Origin of the sequence: Inquilinus sp. 2KB_23, assembly GCF_052115705.1 — a bacterium.
Lineage (GTDB): Bacteria > Pseudomonadota > Alphaproteobacteria > DSM-16000 > Inquilinaceae > Inquilinus > Inquilinus ginsengisoli_A.
The window spans coordinates 168,067-184,144 of the sequence record NZ_JBFRHF010000013.1; the positions used below are offsets into that span (position 1 = coordinate 168,067).

Consider the following 16,078-nt stretch of genomic DNA (forward strand, 5'->3'; position numbering starts at 1 on the left):
CCTACCGCGCCAGGTCGAGATAGGCCGTCGCCACCGCGGCATCGATGTCGGCCGGCACCGGCACCACGCAGGCTTCGGCGCCGACCCCGCCGCGGGCCACCCGTTCCAGGCAGCGGGCCTGCAGCGCGAAGCCGAGATCCATCGATTCCACCGTGTTGCCCAGCGGCCGCGGCCCGGCCAGGTTGGCCATGTGGCCGCCGCCGAGCAGGTGGATGCGGCGCCCGTCGGCCAGGCGGAACGTCTCGATCCCCTCGGCCTCGTAGCGCTCGATCTCGACGGCACTGGCCCGCAAGCCGGCGGCATCGATCTCGTCGGGGAAATGGCCGCCATTCATCAGGATCGCGCCGTCCTTGAGCAGCGCGAGGTCGGCGGCGGTGACGATGCCGGGATGGCCGGTGACCGTCACCAGGATGTCGGCCGACCGGATGGCCTGGTCGCGCAGCGGGGTGGCGAAGCCGTCGAGATGCGCCTCCAGCGTCGTCACCGGGTCGATGTCGACCACGCTGACGCCGGCGAAGGCGTTGCGGAAGCAGGCGGCGGTGCCCTTGCCGCAGGCGCCGTAGCCGAAGACGGTGACGCGTTTGCCCTGGGTCGAGCGGTTGGTGAAGCGCAGATAGCTCTCGAACAGGCTCTGGCCCACCGCGTGGCGGTTCTCGGCGAACTGCTTGATCGGGCTGTCGTTGATCACCAGGACTGGCATCGCCAGCGCGGCGCGCATCGGCACCAGCCGGGTGCGGCCCGAGGTGGTCTCCTCCGTCCCGCCGCGCAGGCCGGGATAGCGGCGGCCGGCGACGCGGGCGAACAGGTCGCCGCCATTGTCCAGCAGCAGGTCGGGCTGTTCGGCGATGATGGCGTCCAGGCTGGCCGCATGCTCCGCCGGATCCGTCGTCTGCGTCGCGAAGACGGTGACGGCCTGGGCGCGCAGATGCTCGACCGTTTCGGGCTGGGTGCTGTTCAGGTTGCCGGTGCAGACCAGGCGGGCGCCGCCGAGGCCCAGCGTGGTCAGCAGCGCCACGGTCTTGGGCTCCAGATGGATGCCGGCGCCGATGGTCAGCCCCTCGAAGGGCCGGGTGGTCAGGAATTCGGCGGCGGTGGCGCGCAGCAGCCGGCAGCTTCGCCCCACCCAGTCGATGCGGGTCGATGGTGTGGCGGGCGTGGTCTCGGCCATGGCGGTCTCTCCTCGCGGTCGGTCGTCGCGGCTGTGTAGCCCGCGCCCGGTGTGCCGCCCATGGACATAAGCCTGCCCGGAAGGGCAGGAAATCTGCCGTGTCAGCCCTGAGCGCCGGCCGCCAGCAACCAGCCGGCCAGCGCCGCCAGCGGCGGGGACGCCGCATCGGCCGCGCGGCGGCACAGGCTGTAGCCGGCGGGGCGGCGGGTGAAGCCCCAAGGCGCCGCCAGCCCGCCCCGGGCGATGTCGTCCTCCACCGCGGTGCGCGGCGCCACGGCGACGCCGAGGCCGGACCGCGCGGCGCCGATCGCCAGCAGCAGATCCTCGAAGGCCTGCATCCGGGCAAAGCGCACCGGCGGCGTGCCGCTTTCGGTGAACCAGTCGTCCCACAGCGTCGGCGCCGAACGGCTGGTCAGCCCGGTCGCCGCCGCCAGTCCGGCCGGCCCCGCGGCCAGCCCCAGCCGGGACGCCAGCTCCGGCGCCGCCACCGGGCCGAACTCGTCCTCCATGAAGCGCGTCGCCGTGATGTCGGGGGAAGGGCGGTACTCCCCGCCCATGATCACGGCGTCCAGCTCCGGGTGCCGCGACAGCGCCTCGACCACGGTCATCGGCATGATGTCGATCTCGACCTGGGGCAGCGCCGCCTGCAGCGCGGCCAGCCGCGGCATCAGCCACCACACTGCGAAGGCGGAGGGCACGCCGAGCTTCAGCCGGCCGCGGTGCCCGGCGTCGAGCTCGGCCGAGGCCCGGGCCAGGATGGCGAAGGCCTCCGCCACCGCTTCGGCATAGGCGCGGCCCGGCTCGGTCAGCACCAGGCTCCGGCCGTCGCGGCGGAACAGGGCGGTGCCGAAATGCGCCTCCAGCGCCGCGATCTGCTGGCGCACGGCGCCGCGCACCACGCCGAGATCCTCGGCCGCCTTCAGGATGCTGCCGCAGCGGGCGACGGCCTCGAAGGCCCGCAACGCGTTCATCGGGGGCAGCAGGTGCGGCATGGGCGCGTCCCGGGCGGTCAGCCCAGCTTCACCAGGGCCGAGGCCGCGGTCTCGTCGGTGATCAGCCCCTGCAGCATGCCGCGCCGCAGCACGGCATGGATGGTCGGCACCTTGACCGTGCCGCCGGCGATCGCGACGGCCGGGCGCCTGGCCACCGCGTCCAGCGACAGGCCGATCACCCGGTCGCGCAGTGGCGAATCCAGGATCCGGCCCTCGGCGTCGAGGAAGTTGCCCAGCACCTCGCCGATCGCCCCGGCCCGGCGCAGCACCTCGTACTCGTCGCGCGAGATCACCTTGTCCTGCAGCACCGGCGCGGTGCCGTCGAGCTGGCCGATGCCGATCAGGATGGCATCCGCCCGCGCCGCCAGCGCCATGATCTCGCGGAACGGCTTCTGCCCCTCCAGCACCCGGCGGTCTTCGGCGGTCTCGGCGATCAGCGGCGCCGGCATCAGGAAGCGCTGGGCGCTCAGCCGGTCGCCCAGCCGCATCACCACGTCGAACGGGTTGTAGGAGGAATCGCGGGCGATGTTGCCGGTGACCGAGACCACCTGGTGCTGCGGCCGGGGCGACGACGCCATCTCCTCCACCGCGGCGCGCACGCTGCGGCCGTTGCCGACGCCGATCACCAGCGCCGCCTCGGTGTCGACCAGCCGCTCGATCCAGGTCGCGCCGGCGATCGCCAGCGCCGGCAGGTTGGCCTGGCCCGGCGCCATCGGGTCGGCCGGCACCACCTCGCAGAAGCGCAGGCCGTGGCGGCGGGCGATGCGCTCGCCCAACTCCATGCAGGCCGCGATCGGATGGTCGATGCGGACCTTGACCATGCCCTCCTGTACCGCGAAGGCCAGCAGCCGCTGCGCCGCCATGCGCGAGACGTTGAGGCGCCGGGCGATCTCGTCCTGGGTCAGGCCCGAGACATAGGACAGCCATGCCGCCCGTGCCGCCTGATCGCGCTTCCTGTCGGCCTGGTCCATCCCCGGCATCCGCCATGGTCCCACGCCGCTCGAACCGGCGCTTCCCCACAGATGTCCATCAATCCGGTGGTCGAGCGCAACGGTGGCGTGCAGGGATCGCGGATCATGGCCCTCGGACCTGCGGCGATGATGCACAGCCCGGCAGGCGTCCCGGCGGTTGACGTTCCCGTGACGGGAGGGTCGAATCCATGGCAAAGATCGGGAGTCCGCCCTCCTTGAGTCGCGGGCGGAGACGGAAGGGGAAGACCATGATTCGTTGGGCGCTGGTTCTGGCGGTGGCGCTGGCGCCGCATCTGGCTGTGGCCGGCACGCGGCCGACACCGGTTCCGGCCGAGGACCATGTCCATGCGGTGCTGCGCGCCGCGCTGGAACGGGCCGAGGCGGCGGACCGGGCACCGCTGTCGATCCCGCTCGGCGCCACGCTGAAGCCCGCCGCGGTCGACCCCCGGGTGCCGATGCTGCGCGAACGCCTGGACGCCGTCGGCATCACGCTGCCGGCGCCGGCCATGTCCATGCCGGCCGTGCCGGCGACCCCAGCCGCGAGCGTCGTCCAGATCAGCACGTCTCCGGCCGCCATTCCCGCGGCCGAGAGCGCCCAGGCCGGCGAGGCCCAGCCCGGCGCGACCGAGGCGGTGGCGACGTCGGAGGACCTGATCGGCCCGGTGGCACCGGCCACCCTGGTCTATGACGAGGAGCTGACCCAGCGGGTGAAGCTGTTCCAGTCGCGCTGGGGCTTGCGCGACGACGGCGTGGTCGGCCGCCGCACCTTCCGGGCGCTGAACTTCACCCCGGCGGACGAGGCCCAGGCGCTGCGCCAGACCCTGGCCCGCTACGCGCCGCCGCCGGCGCGCGGCAAGTCGATCACGGTGAACGTGCCGACCGCCGAGATCATCGCCTTCGAGAACGGGGTCGAGGTGATGCGCACCCGCGCCGTGGTCGGGTCGCCGCTGACCCAGACGCCGATGATCCAGACCAACATGATCGCGGTGAAGTACAACCCGGACTGGACGGTGCCGCCCGGCCTGACCAAGAAGTACAAGGCCCTGATGGCCGCCGGCAAATATGACGAGATGCGCAAGCACGGCGTGGTGGTGAAGACGCCGGAGGGCCAGACCTTCGACCCGGCGCAGGTGCCGCCGGATGCGGTCGGCACCATGGGCTGGAAGTTCTGGCAGCCGCCGGGCGACGCCAACGCGCTGGGCCTCTTGAAGTTCGAGCTCGACAACGACCAGGCGATCTATCTGCACGACACCAACAACCGCACGCTGTTCGCCACCGACAACCGGGCGGTGTCGAATGGCTGCATCCGGGTCGAGGACTATCTCGGCCTGGCCGCCTGGGTGCTGGGCATCGACACCATCGCGGTCGAGCGCGAGATTGCCCTGGGCACCACCCATTACGCCCGGGTGAACCGCATCCCGGTGCGGATGACCTACTACATGGCCTATCCCGACAAGACCGGCGGCATCCGCTACGGCGAGGACGTCTACAGCATGGCCGAGGGCAGCTAGGCGGGGGCTATCGCCGTCCGGTCTCCTCCGGAACGGACATTTCCGGCAGTCCGATCGGCCCGAACCGACGGAGATGAGTCCGGCCGTCGATCTACCGATCCTCGAGGGTCAGGCGCCCGGCCGGGATCATTCTTCTGCCCCACAGCCGATCCAGGGACCATGCGCCCGCTCCCCTGACCACGATCACCAGCATCCCGCCTGCAATCGCGAGATCCTTCTCGAAGTGCAGAAGCTCGTTCCGTGTCGTGAAATCGGAATGGAACCCGAAAGCGGTGGCGAGGCAGAACAGGCCGAGGGCCAACGCGCCCAGCCGCGCGTGCCATCCCAGGGCCAGCAGCAACCCGGCCCCCAGCTGCAGCACAATGGTCAGCGCCATCGCATAGGCCGGCACCCCGACCTTGCTCATCGCCGCGGCCGCTGCGGCGAACCCGGTCGAAAGCGTGATTGCCTCATGGATGAAGATCAGCGACAGCAATAGCCGGGCGAGCAGCAGCAGGCCGTCCTCGCACCGGGTGCGGATCATCTCGATAGACCGGACCATCGGTTCCTCGCAGCAAATCGTGGGAAGGCGGGGTGGGCAGACAGCCCACCCCGGGGTGGGCGGCGGCGCCGCCCACCCAAGCGGCAGTCAGTCCACTGCCTTGCCGCCGGCGATCGCCTTCTCCAGATCCTCGCGTTCCTCGCAGCCGCTCGGGCACAGCTTCTCGAGGGCGGCGAGCTGTTCGTGTGCCTTGTCCATATGGCCGGTCTCGACATAGAGCTCGCCCAGATATTCGCGGGCGGGCTTGTAGTCGGGCTGAAGGGACAGGGCCTTGTTGTAGTAGGTCAGGGAGGTGTCGAAGTCGCCGGTCTTGCGCAGCGTGTATCCCATCAGATTGTAGATATCCGCTTCCTGCGTATCCTCGGCGAGACCCCGCAGTTCCTCCAGGGCGGCCTTGTAGTTCTTGGCCTCGATCTTGGCGCGGACGGAGGTGAGATCGACGCTGCCGGTCGAGGTGTCGTCGTCGACGGCATAGGCCGCGTTGGAGTAGAGGGCGGGAGCCAGCGACAGGCTGCTGAGCACCGCCAGGGTGATCAGATAAGTCTGCTTGCGCACGGTGGTGTTCCTTGAAAGGTCGAGGATTGGGAAAGGGTCAGGCCCGGAAACGGGTCAGGACTGGATGACGGGCGAGAAGGTGTAGGCGTTGCCGTCCTTGGCGAAGGCGCCGGCCCCGGGGAAGGGGAAGTGCGCCCCGCAGATCGCCATCTTGTCGGAGATGGCGCGGTCGATGATCCGCCGCCGGGTGGTGATCGCCAAGGGGCCGTCCTGGTCGTAGGCGCCCTGCCAGTCCGGGTGCGGGGCGAGCAGCGCCGGCACATACATCGTGTCATTCGAGACCATCAGCTGGTCCTTGCCCGAGGTCACCAGGAAGACCGAATGGCCGGGCGTGTGGCCGTAGGCGTCGAGGATCTGGACCCCGGGCGCGACCTCGGCGCCGGTTTCGACCAGTTTCCAGTTCTTCCAGGTCGGGAACACATCCGCGATGCGCTTGCCGGCCTGGCGCCGGCCCTCCGGCAGCTTCTCGACCCGGCCGGGCTCGGTCCAGAACTTGTACTCGACGCTGTTGGTCACCAGCTCGGCGTCGGGGAACACGGCGTTGTTGGTGCCCTTTTCCATCAGGCCCCAGACATGGTCCGGATGGAAATGCGAGATCAGGATGGTCTTGATCTGGCTGCGGTCGATGCCGGCGGCCTTCATGTTGGCGGGCAGGTGGGTGGCGTTGGCCTGCCACTGCCCGACGCCGGATCCAGCATCGATCATGATGTGGTTGTCGCCGATCTTCAGCACGATCACGGTGAGCGGGATCGGCATGAACTCGGTCGTCAGCCCCGCCTTGGCGAGCGCGGCCTTGGTCTCGTCGACGGAGACGTCCTTGATGAAGCTCGGGTCGTGCGGCTTGCGCCAGATCCCGTCATAGACCGCCGTCACCTCGATCGAGCCGACCTTGTATTTGTAGAAGCCCACGGTCGGCTCCAGCGGGGTCTCCGCGCGGGCTTCGCCCACGAATGCCAGCGGCTTCGTCAATCCCCAGGCGGCCGCAAGGCCTGCGCTTGCCAGGACACCCCGGCGAGTCATGTTGAACATCTGTCTTCTCCGGTGAGCGGGTGGCGCTCAGTGATCCGTGTCGCCGCGCTCAAGCGATGGCGTGGCTGTCAACGAGATCAGTGGCCATGCCGCTTTATTCCCGCGTCCGGGAAAAAGACGATCGGCACCGGCCGGGCCAGGCTGCTTCAGGGTCGCGCTGTTCGGTCGTGGCACCGCATTCGCCCTTGCGTTCAACGATCCGGTGTCCCGTCCGGTTCATTGCGACGCGGTCCGGTCTCCGAGGAGAATTCTGCGACGCGGAACCGCAGAACCTCTGGATCTGGGGAAGACGCGCCGCCCAGGCGGTCCAAATGGGTCAGAATGCAAACCGTACCTAGCAATGCGGGTGCGACACGTGCAAATTCTTGGTACTGATCAGTCATTATTTCGCCTTGGATCCCACCAGGGTCTCGTTAGACCAGCCGAACGCTTTGCCGGATATCCTCCGGGTATTTCATACGATATTATTCAGGGGGCATTCCGTGTCCGTTGCCAAGATTACGTGTCGCTGCGCCGGCGTGATCGTCGCCCTCCTCTGGGCATCGGCACCCATCCATGGGCGCGCCGACGAATTGCCGTCCTTCATGGGGCCGATCGCAGGCGTCCAGGCGACCACTCCGGCGGAGACCGCCGAACGGAACGTGCTGGCGCTGAACACCGCCATGTTCGAGCTGTACGGCGATGCCGCCCGCGTCTTCCAGGCCAACATCCTGGCCAAGCACCCGGTCATCCTGGCGATGTTCTCGGGCGGGGGCGGCCGGCTGATCCTCTACCGGCCGGGCATGGCTCCGTTGAACGCGCCCCCGGTGCCGCTGGTATACCAGTTGATGAAGTCCACCGGGCACAGCACGATGGCGCTGACGCAGATCGTCGCGCCCTATGTCGACAATCCCGGCAACACCTCCTGGCTCGGGCCGATGCGCGCCTTCCGCAGCCGCATGCAGTCCGCGCTCGACACGCTGGACGCCACGGACATGCCGCAGGCCTGGCGCGAGACGGTGCGGACGATCCTGGCCAACAATATCGGCTTCATGGATGACTGCATCGCGAAGGGGACCGTGACGATGGCCGCGCTCCAGGCCTTCGCCCACACCCAGGCGCCGGAGTTGAAGAAGGTCGTCGCCTGGGCAGCCCAGACCCAGGTGGCGCATTGGATGGATGTGCTCGCCGACTGGAAGGCGACACTGGGCGCCGACTGGGACAAGACCTACGCCGCCAGCAACACGATCTACGTGGCCCGGCAGAACAACGTCCTGTTCAGCGTGCTGGCGCAGTTCTTCGGGGCGCAGGCGATCAACGACCGGCTGCTGCTGATCGAGACCGTCTCCTTCACCTCGACGCCGGAGGACATGCTGGAATCGGTGACGCGCATCATCGCCGACCGTTCGGTGGGCAGCCTGTTCTTCGGCAACTACCACCTGATGGACTACGAGCTGATGGGCGGCGACGCGCGTCAGGCGATCATCGCCGAGACCGGCCGGCGCGGCATGCAGGCCGTGCTGCCCCCCGTCGTGCCCTTCGGGTCGAACCAATGGCCCATGCTGGTCACCGCCGGCCCGGGCGCCGCCTCCCTCGCCGACCTGCCCTGAGGCGCGCCATGGACATCGGGACCATCACCACCGTGCGCCGCCCGCATTCCGCCGAGGACATCGCGAATTGGCGGCCTTCCTACGCCTGGCTCGCCGGCGGCACCTGGCTGTTCTCCGAGCCCCAGCCGGACACCGACACGCTGATCGACCTGCATGGGCTCGGCTGGCCGGAGCTGGAGGCCGGGCCGGACGGGCTGACGATCGGCGCCACCTGCCGCATCGCCACGCTCTACCGCTTCGCGGCGCCGGAGGCCTGGGCCGCGGCGCCCTTGTTCCGGGCCTGCTGCGAAGCGTTCCTGGCCGGGTTCAAGATCTGGAACGTCTCGACCGTCGGCGGCAATCTCTGCATGTCGCTTCCGGCCGGGCCGATGATCTCCCTGACCGCGGCGCTGGACGGCATCTGCACGCTGTGGCCGCGCGGCGGCGCCCCGCGACAGGTGGCGGTCACCGACTTCGTCACCGGCAACCACGCCAATATCCTGGGGCCCGGCGAGCTCCTGCGGAGCATCCACCTGTCGGCGGCGGCGCTGTCGCGGCGGGCGGCGATGCGCGCCGTGTCGCTCACCAAGCTGGGCCGTTCCGCGGCGCTGGTCATCGGCACCAGCGGCGACGGCGGCGACCTGCATCTCTGCATCACCGCCGCGACCGACCGCCCGGTCCATCTGCGCTTCGCCGCAATGCCCGACGCCGTAGCCCTGCAGGCGGCCCTGGACGCACAGGTTCCCGAGGCGCGCTGGTTCGCGGACGTGCACGGCTCGGCGCCCTACAAGCGGCATGTCGTGCGGCACCTCGCCGAGGAGGTTCGGCGCGAACTCGTCGACGGGGGCCGGCCATGAGCTGCATCGTCGACGGCCGGCCGATCGATGCCACGCCGCTGCCGGGCCAGTGCCTGCGCACCTTCCTGCGGGACCAGGGCTCCTTCGGCGTCAAGAAGGGGTGCGACGCCGGGGATTGCGGCGCCTGCACGGTGTGGCTGGACGGCGAGCCGGTGCATTCCTGCCTGATGCCCGCCTTCCGCGCCGACGGCCGGCAGGTCACCACCATCCAGGGCCTCGGCGACGGGGATGCCCTGCACCCGATGCAGCAGGCCTTCATCCAGTCCGCCGGATTCCAGTGCGGCTTCTGCACGGCGGGGATGATCATGACCGCCGCCGCGCTGGACGAGACGCAGCGCGGCGACCTGCCCCGCGCCCTGAAGAACAACCTGTGCCGCTGCACCGGCTACCGGGCCATCGCCGATGCGATCCACGGCATCGGCGCGGCGCAGGAGGACGTCGCCGGCGAGGCCTGCGGCGCCAGCCTGCGCAACCCGTTCGGCCGGGACATCGTGACCGGCCGCGCCGCCTACACCATGGACGTGGCGATGGCCGGCCTGCTGCACATCAAGGTGCTGCGCTCGCCCCATGCCCACGCGCGCATCCGCGGCATCGACCGCAGCGCCGCGGCGGCGATGCCGGGGGTGGTCGCGATCTTCACCTGGGAGGACGTGCCGCGCCGGCTCTACAGCACGGCGACGCATGAGGACCACCTGGTCGACCCCGACGACACCTATATGCTGGACGACGTCGTGCGCTTCGTCGGGCAGCGCGTGGCGGCGGTGGTGGCAGAGACCGAGGCGGCAGCGGCCGCGGCCTGCCGCGCGCTGGTGGTGCAGTACGAACCATTGACCGCCGTGTTCGACCCGGAAGTCGCGATGCAACCCGGCGCACCGGTGCTGCACGACCGGGGCGTGACCGGCGGCAGCAACGTCTACGCGCGGATCCGGGGCGAGGTGGGCAGCGTCGCCGCCGGCTTCGCGGAGGCCGAGGTGGTGCACGAGGCGACCTATTCCACCTCACGCGTGCAGCACGCGCATCTCGAGACCCACGGCTCGATCGCCTGGCGGGACGCCGAAGGGCGGATCCATGTGCGCACCAGCTCGCAGGCGCCGTTCATCGTGCGGCAGAAGCTGAGCCACGTCTTCGCGCTGCCGGTCCAGGACCTGCACGTGTTCACCGGACGGGTGGGCGGCGGCTTCGGCGGCAAGCAGGAGATGATCACCGAGGATCTCTGCGTGCTCGCCGCGCTGAGGACCGGGCGGCCGGTGAAATGGGAATACACGCGTGAGGAGCAGTTCACGGCGGCGACCACGCGGCACCAGATGACCACGCGGGTGAAGCTGGGCGCACGACGCGACGGCACGCTGACGGCGATCGACCTGCGGGTCGTCTCCAACACCGGCGCCTATGGCGGCCATGCCAGCGAGACGCTGGCGGCGTCCCTCGGCACGCCGATCTCGGCCTATCGCAGCCCCAACAAGAAGGCGGACGGCGCCGCGGTCTACACCAACATCGTGCCGGGCGGCGGGTTCCGCGGCTACGGCGCCTCGCAGACCACCTTCGCCGTCGAGGCCGCGATCGACGACCTGGCGCGCGCCCTCGGCGTCGATCCGTTCGCGATCCGCCGCCGCAACATGATCCGCCCCACCGACTGGATCGAATCCATCTGGTCGGAAGCCTCCGACGTGGCGTTCGGCAGCTATGGCCTCGACCAGTGCCTGGACCTGGTGGAGCACGCGCTGGCCAGCGGGCGCGGGGCGCCGAGGCCGGAAGGCCCCTTCTGGGCCGAGGGCACGGGCATCGCGATGGCGATGCTGGAATGCGGGCCGCCGACGGAGCACCGGTCGGGGGCGGAAATGCGGCTGGCGGCGGATGGCGGCTACCACCTCGCCGTCGGCTCCACCGAGATGGGCAACGGCTCGGTCACCGCCCACCGGCAGATCGCAGCCGAGCTGCTGCAATGCCGGGCCGGGCAGATCGGCATCGACATCGCCGACACCGACCGCACGCCGTACGACACCGGCACCTTCGCCAGCACCGGCACGGTGGTCGCCGGCCAAGCCGTGGCCCTCGCTGCGGCGGCGCTGCGCGATTCGATCCTCGACTACGCCAGCCGGCACGCCGGGGCGGACCGCGCCGCCTGCCGGCTGGAGGCGGAGGCCGTGGTGTGCGGCAACCACCGCATTCCGCTCGCCGCGCTGCACGCAGCGGGCACCGCCGGCGGCCACCGCTTCGTCGCCCGGCGCAAGGCGTACCTCACGCCGCGCAGCGTCGCCTTCAACGTCCACGGCATCCGATTGGCGGTCCACCGCGCGACCGGCGAGGTGCGCATCCTGCACAGCGTGCACGCGGCCGACATCGGGCGGCTGATCAACCCCATGCAGTGCCGCGGCCAGATCGACGGCGCCATCGGCATGGCGATCGGCTGGGCGCTGTGCGAGCACATGGTGCATGACGACGCGGGGCGGGTGGTCAACCCCAGCCTGCGCAACTACCGCATCCCATCCTTCGCCGACATTCCGGCGAGCGAGGTGATGTTCGCCGACACCTATGACCGGATCGGCCCGCTCGGCGCGAAGTCCCAGGGCGAATGCGCGATCAACCCGGTGGCGCCGGCCATCGCCAACGCGCTCGCCGATGCCACCGGCGTGCGCTTCGCACACCTGCCGCTGACGCCCGACCGGATCTACCACCAGCTCGGCGGCGCAGAATGACGGCCATGATCGAGGACCCGGTCACCGTCATCGTCCAGACCCGCACCCGGCCGGGGCAGGAGGACGCCTTCGGGCGATGGCAGGCCCGCATCAGCGCCGCGGTCGCCGAGCAGCCGGGCTTCCTTGAGCAGTCGGTGATGCCGCCCAACCCGCCGGCCCAGCCGGACTGGGTGATCCTGCAGCGCTTCGGCACGCAGTCGGGCGCAGTGGCCTGGCTGCGTTCGGAGCGCCGCCAGGCCCTGGTGGCCGAGGCCCAGGGCCTGCTGGCCGGGCTGGACGACGTGCACCTGGTGCGCGACGGCGTCCGCGGGGCGCTGCCCGCCCCGGCCTCCGCCGTGATCGCCACCCGGGTGAGGCCGGGGCAGGAGGCGGCCTTCCGGCGCTGGGAGCAGCGCATCGCCGCCGCACAGGCCCGCGCGCCCGGCTTCCAGGGCTATCGGTTCGAGCCGCCGGTGCCAGGCGTGCAGGACGACTGGCTGGCCGTCCTGCGCTTCGACAGCGAGGGCTCGCTGCAGGCCTGGCTGGAGTCGCCGGAACGGCATGCGCTGCTCAACCAGTCCACGGCCTTCACCGAAACGTTCCACACCCGCATCGTGCGGACCGGCTTCGACTCCTGGTTCGCGGGAAACGGCACCCGTCAGGCGCCGTCGGCGTGGAAGCAGAACATGGTGGTGATCGCGCTGCTCTACCCGGTCGTCTTCCTGTTCGGCGCCATGGTGCAGACACCGATCCTGATGCAGTACGAAGGGCTGCCCTTCTGGTTCGCGCTGTTCATCGGCAACGTCGTCAGCGTCCTGCTGCTGGCACGGCTGGTGCCTTGGATCGGCCGGCTGCTCGCCTGGTGGCTGACCCCCGGCGAGCGGAGGGGCTGGCGCCGCGACGCGGTGGGTGCGGGCCTCATGGTCGGGATCTATGCCATCTGCCTGCTGGCATTTTCGCAGTTCTAGAATCCCCGACATGGTGCATGCGCCGTCTGATGTGGTGAGTATGGTCCCTGCGTCGGCCCCGTTGGCTGCGAGCTCGTCGATGGCGCGGCCGAAGCGGCCTGGAGAGGATTGAGACGCTGACCGGGCAAACCGGCAGTCAAAGAATGCCTGCACGACTTCAGATCTGGGAGGATCCGATGGCCAACAATTTTCCGAAACTGCACAATGCCGCCTGGCCGGGAATCGTCGGCAAGGGCGGCGCTTCCGAGCCCATCATTCCGCTCGACACGCTGCTGCGCCTGACCGCCGACGCCGAGGTCGACGGCGTCAGGTTCGACGGAATCGACCTCTTCATCACCGACCCGCATGTGTCGATCGACAGCGATCAGGATGCGGTCAAGCGGATGGCCGACCATATCGCCGGCTACGGGCTGAAGGTGGGCTCCTTCGTCGCGCCGATCTGGGGTGGTGCCGGCGGCGGATCGGCCATGGGCTCGGCCGACGACCGCAAGCGCTTCGTCGAGCAGGTCCGGAAAGCCTGCGCCATCGGTCGGCAGATGCGCGAGCTCGGCATCCGCCCCACCGGCGGAATCCGGATCGACTCCTCCGTGGGCGTCGAGGCCTGGGACCGGGATCCGGAAGGCAATACCCGGTTGATCGCCCGGACCTTCTCGGAAGCGGCCGACATCGCCGAAGCTCATGGCGAATTCCTCGTCGCCGAGGGCGAGATCTGCTGGGGCGGCATGCATTCCTGGCGGGAAATGGTGAAGCTGCTCGAGCTCGTCGATCGCCCGGGCGTGGTCGGCTTCCAGGCCGACATGGCGCATTCGATGCTCTACACCCTGGGCTATAACGCCGAGCAGGACCGCATCCTGCCCAAGGATTTCGACTGGTCCGATCAGGCGACGCTCGACGCCGCCTACCGGACGGTCGCCGATGCGCTCCGGCCCTGGACGATGGATTTCCACGTCGCGCAGAATGACGGCACCGTGTTCGGCTCGGGCGACCATGAGAAGACCGGCCGCCACTGCCAGGTCACGGACCCGAACGGCAAGCTCGATATCACCAGGCATGCCGGCTATTGGCTGCGCGACGGCGACGGGACCCTAACCAGGCGCATGCGCCATATCTGCTGGGACGGCTGCATGTTCCCGAACGCGGTGATGGAGGATCAGAAGACCTGGAATGCCGTGCTCGGCGCCATGATCAAGGTGCGCGAAGCCCATGGTTGGCGCGAAGACTGAAAAAGGGGGGACAATGATGGCCAAGACACTCAATGTCGGCATGGTCGGCTACGGCTTCATGGCGCGGGCCCATTCCAATGCCTGGGGCAACGTCTCGCATTTCTTCGACACCGGCTATCGGCCGGTCCTGAAGGCCGTCGCGGCCCGCAATGGCGAGAAGGCCAGGGCCTTCGCGCAGATGTGGGGCTATGAGGGGGTCGAGAGCGACTGGCGCAAGCTGATCGAGCGTAGGGATATCGATGTGATCGATATCTGCACGCCGAACGACAGCCATGCCGAGATCGCGATCGCGGCGGCCAAGGCCGGCAAGATGGTGACCTGCGAGAAGCCGCTGGCCCGCAGCGCCGCCGAAGGCCTGCCGATGGTGCAGGCGGTCGAGAAGGCCGGCGTGCCGAACATGGTCTGGTACAATTATCGCCGCGTGCCGGCGGTGAGCCTGATCAAGCAGATGGTCGACCAGGGCCTGCTCGGCAAGATCTATCACTACCGCGCGAAATTCCTGCAGGACTGGACCATCTCACCCGACGTGCCGCAGGGCGGCGCCGGGACATGGCGGCTCGATGTCGACGCGGCCGGTTCGGGCGTGACCGGCGACCTGCTCGCGCACTGCATCGATACGGCGATCTGGATCAACGGTTCGATCAGGAACCTGACCGCCATGACCGAAACCTTCGTCAAGCAGCGCAAGCATGCGCTGACCGGCAAGGTGCGGCAGGTCGGCATCGACGATGCCGCGGCGGTGCTGAGCCATTTTTCGAACGGCTCGCTCGGCACCTTCGAATCCACCCGCTACGCGCGCGGGCACAAGGCGGCCTATACGCTGGAAATCAACGGCGAGAAGGGCTCCTTCGCCTGGGATCTGCACGATCTCAACCGTCTCGCCTGGTTCGATCATCGCACACCCGGCGCCCTCCGCGGCTGGACCTCCATCCTGGTCACGGACGGCGAGCACCCCTATCTCGGCAAATGGTGGGTGCCGGGGCTCATCATCGGCTACGAGCATTCCTTCGTGCACCAGGTCGCCGATTTCCTGCAGGGCCTTGCCGATGGCAAGCCGGCCGCGCCGACCTTCCGCGACGCGCTGGAGACGACGGTCGTTTGCGACGCGATCATTGCTTCGGGCAGAACCGGCAAATGGGTCGATGTCGAGGCGCCCCGGCCAGCCAAGGCGCAGAAGGCCAAGGGGTCAAAGCCCGCCGCTGCCCCTAAGGCGGGATCCTCCAAGGCGCTGGGCAACAAGGCCAAGGCGGCGCCCGCGAATGCTGCCAAGCCTGCGGCAAAGGTGGAGAGCGCTGTGTCAGCCAAGTCGAGTGCGAAGGGAAAGAAAGCCCGGCGGGCGCCGTCTTAGGGCACCGCTTCGTCACGGAGTGGCGGCGCCGCCGGCAGCCCCGGCGGGGATCGTCCCGGTCGCCTCCGCCGTCGGGTCCGGCTTGCTGCCGCGGCAGAAGGCGCAATAGATGTCCGTGTACCGGTGGTTCGCCGTCTCCAGCTCATCCAGGATCTCGGACAGCGGGACGCCGACCTGGCCCTTGAAGTCGAACCGGGACCGGATGGTGATGATGTCGTAATCGACCAGGCCGCGGGAATAGCTGACCGTGTGATAGTTCTCGTTCTTGCCGTTGTGCTTGCGCCAGAAGGACAGTTTGCTCTCGTAATCCGTGTTCGTGTATTTGGTGAGCAGATATTCCGGGCAGTTTTCCGGCGTCAGGGTCTGGTTCACGGTCCGGTCGATGAAGCTGCTCAGGCCCAGGTCGTTCACGACATGGCCATGGGGCACGAAGAAGTGGAGGTTGGGCACTGTCGCGGCGCCCTTGCGCTTCATCGGCTTCTTCGGGTTGATCAGGGTGCCCATGCCATGCGCGGTGATCAGGGCCGTCGGGGCCGCCGGCGAATTCGCTCCCTTTTTCCAGACATAGAGATACTTCCCGATCTCGACCTTCGCCACCGCGTCATCGGTCATCGCGTCGCCTTCCAGCAAGAGGGAGACCCATCTATGGCGGCGCCGATGACCGGATGATTG

At 69.2% G+C, this 16,078-nt stretch carries 14 protein-coding genes; 7 read left to right on the forward strand and 7 right to left on the reverse strand.

Going from position 1 to position 16,078, the window contains the following annotated elements; all coding sequences use genetic code 11:
- Nucleotide 1 precedes the first annotated feature (1 nt).
- The 3 genes from AB4112_RS18320 to AB4112_RS18330 all read right to left on the reverse strand — a co-directional run bounded on the left by AB4112_RS18320 (nt 2) and on the right by AB4112_RS18330 (nt 3,131).
- Nucleotides 2-1,168, reverse strand: a complete 1,167-nt coding sequence (locus AB4112_RS18320) for an adenosylhomocysteinase (RefSeq protein ID WP_441721754.1) — start codon at nt 1,166-1,168, stop codon at nt 2-4.
- Between the two features lie 101 nt (nt 1,169-1,269).
- On the reverse strand, nt 1,270-2,160 hold the full coding sequence (locus AB4112_RS18325) for a LysR substrate-binding domain-containing protein (RefSeq protein ID WP_309794718.1): 891 nt from the start codon (nt 2,158-2,160) through the stop codon (nt 1,270-1,272).
- A gap of 17 nt (nt 2,161-2,177) precedes the next feature.
- On the reverse strand, nt 2,178-3,131 hold the full coding sequence (locus tag AB4112_RS18330; protein ID WP_309794717.1) for a sugar-binding transcriptional regulator: 954 nt from the start codon (nt 3,129-3,131) through the stop codon (nt 2,178-2,180).
- 248 nt (nt 3,132-3,379) lie between these two features.
- Here AB4112_RS18330 and AB4112_RS18335 point away from each other — a divergent pair, with 248 nt between their 5' ends.
- Nucleotides 3,380-4,642, forward strand: coding sequence for a L,D-transpeptidase family protein (locus AB4112_RS18335; protein WP_309794716.1), 1,263 nt, complete (start codon nt 3,380-3,382; stop codon nt 4,640-4,642).
- 91 nt (nt 4,643-4,733) lie between these two features.
- Here AB4112_RS18335 and AB4112_RS18340 read toward each other — a convergent pair whose 3' ends face one another.
- The 3 genes from AB4112_RS18340 to AB4112_RS18350 all read right to left on the reverse strand — a co-directional run bounded on the left by AB4112_RS18340 (nt 4,734) and on the right by AB4112_RS18350 (nt 6,686).
- A complete protein-coding gene (locus tag AB4112_RS18340) occupies nt 4,734-5,183 on the reverse strand; it encodes a DoxX family protein (protein ID WP_309794715.1) in 450 nt (149 codons plus the stop codon).
- A gap of 87 nt (nt 5,184-5,270) precedes the next feature.
- Nucleotides 5,271-5,738, reverse strand: coding sequence for a tetratricopeptide repeat protein (locus AB4112_RS18345; RefSeq protein WP_309794714.1), 468 nt, complete (start codon nt 5,736-5,738; stop codon nt 5,271-5,273).
- 54 nt (nt 5,739-5,792) lie between these two features.
- Nucleotides 5,793-6,686 (reverse strand): MBL fold metallo-hydrolase, encoded by an 894-nt coding sequence (locus AB4112_RS18350; protein WP_309794713.1) that lies wholly within the window; start codon nt 6,684-6,686, stop codon nt 5,793-5,795.
- A 563-nt stretch (nt 6,687-7,249) separates the two neighbouring features.
- Here AB4112_RS18350 and AB4112_RS18355 point away from each other — a divergent pair.
- The 6 genes from AB4112_RS18355 (at nt 7,250) to AB4112_RS18380 (ending at nt 15,406) form a co-directional block, all read left to right on the forward strand.
- A complete protein-coding gene (locus AB4112_RS18355) occupies nt 7,250-8,356 on the forward strand; it encodes a hypothetical protein (RefSeq protein WP_309794712.1) in 1,107 nt (368 codons plus the stop codon).
- Nucleotides 8,357-8,364: 8 nt separating this feature from the next.
- Nucleotides 8,365-9,192 (forward strand): FAD binding domain-containing protein, encoded by an 828-nt coding sequence (locus AB4112_RS18360; RefSeq protein ID WP_309794711.1) that lies wholly within the window; start codon nt 8,365-8,367, stop codon nt 9,190-9,192.
- Nucleotides 9,189-11,888: a molybdopterin-dependent oxidoreductase gene (locus AB4112_RS18365; RefSeq protein ID WP_441721761.1), complete on the forward strand. Its 2,700-nt coding sequence runs from the start codon at nt 9,189-9,191 to the stop codon at nt 11,886-11,888. The genes AB4112_RS18360 and AB4112_RS18365 overlap by 4 nt, the downstream gene beginning before the upstream one ends.
- Nucleotides 11,889-11,893: 5 nt before the next feature.
- Nucleotides 11,894-12,835 (forward strand): antibiotic biosynthesis monooxygenase, encoded by a 942-nt coding sequence (locus AB4112_RS18370; protein ID WP_441721764.1) that lies wholly within the window; start codon nt 11,894-11,896, stop codon nt 12,833-12,835.
- 176 nt (nt 12,836-13,011) lie between these two features.
- On the forward strand, nt 13,012-14,058 hold the full coding sequence (locus AB4112_RS18375; protein WP_441721767.1) for a sugar phosphate isomerase/epimerase family protein: 1,047 nt from the start codon (nt 13,012-13,014) through the stop codon (nt 14,056-14,058).
- The gene (locus tag AB4112_RS18380; RefSeq protein ID WP_441721770.1) at nt 14,039-15,406 is read left to right on the forward strand and encodes a Gfo/Idh/MocA family protein; all 1,368 of its coding nucleotides are present in this window, start codon (nt 14,039-14,041) and stop codon (nt 15,404-15,406) included. The genes AB4112_RS18375 and AB4112_RS18380 overlap by 20 nt, the downstream gene beginning before the upstream one ends.
- A 12-nt stretch (nt 15,407-15,418) precedes the next feature.
- Here the strand turns inward: AB4112_RS18380 and AB4112_RS18385 are convergent, their stop codons facing one another.
- On the reverse strand, nt 15,419-16,018 hold the full coding sequence (locus tag AB4112_RS18385) for a putative adhesin (protein WP_441721773.1): 600 nt from the start codon (nt 16,016-16,018) through the stop codon (nt 15,419-15,421).
- Nucleotides 16,019-16,078: the final 60 nt, after the last annotated feature.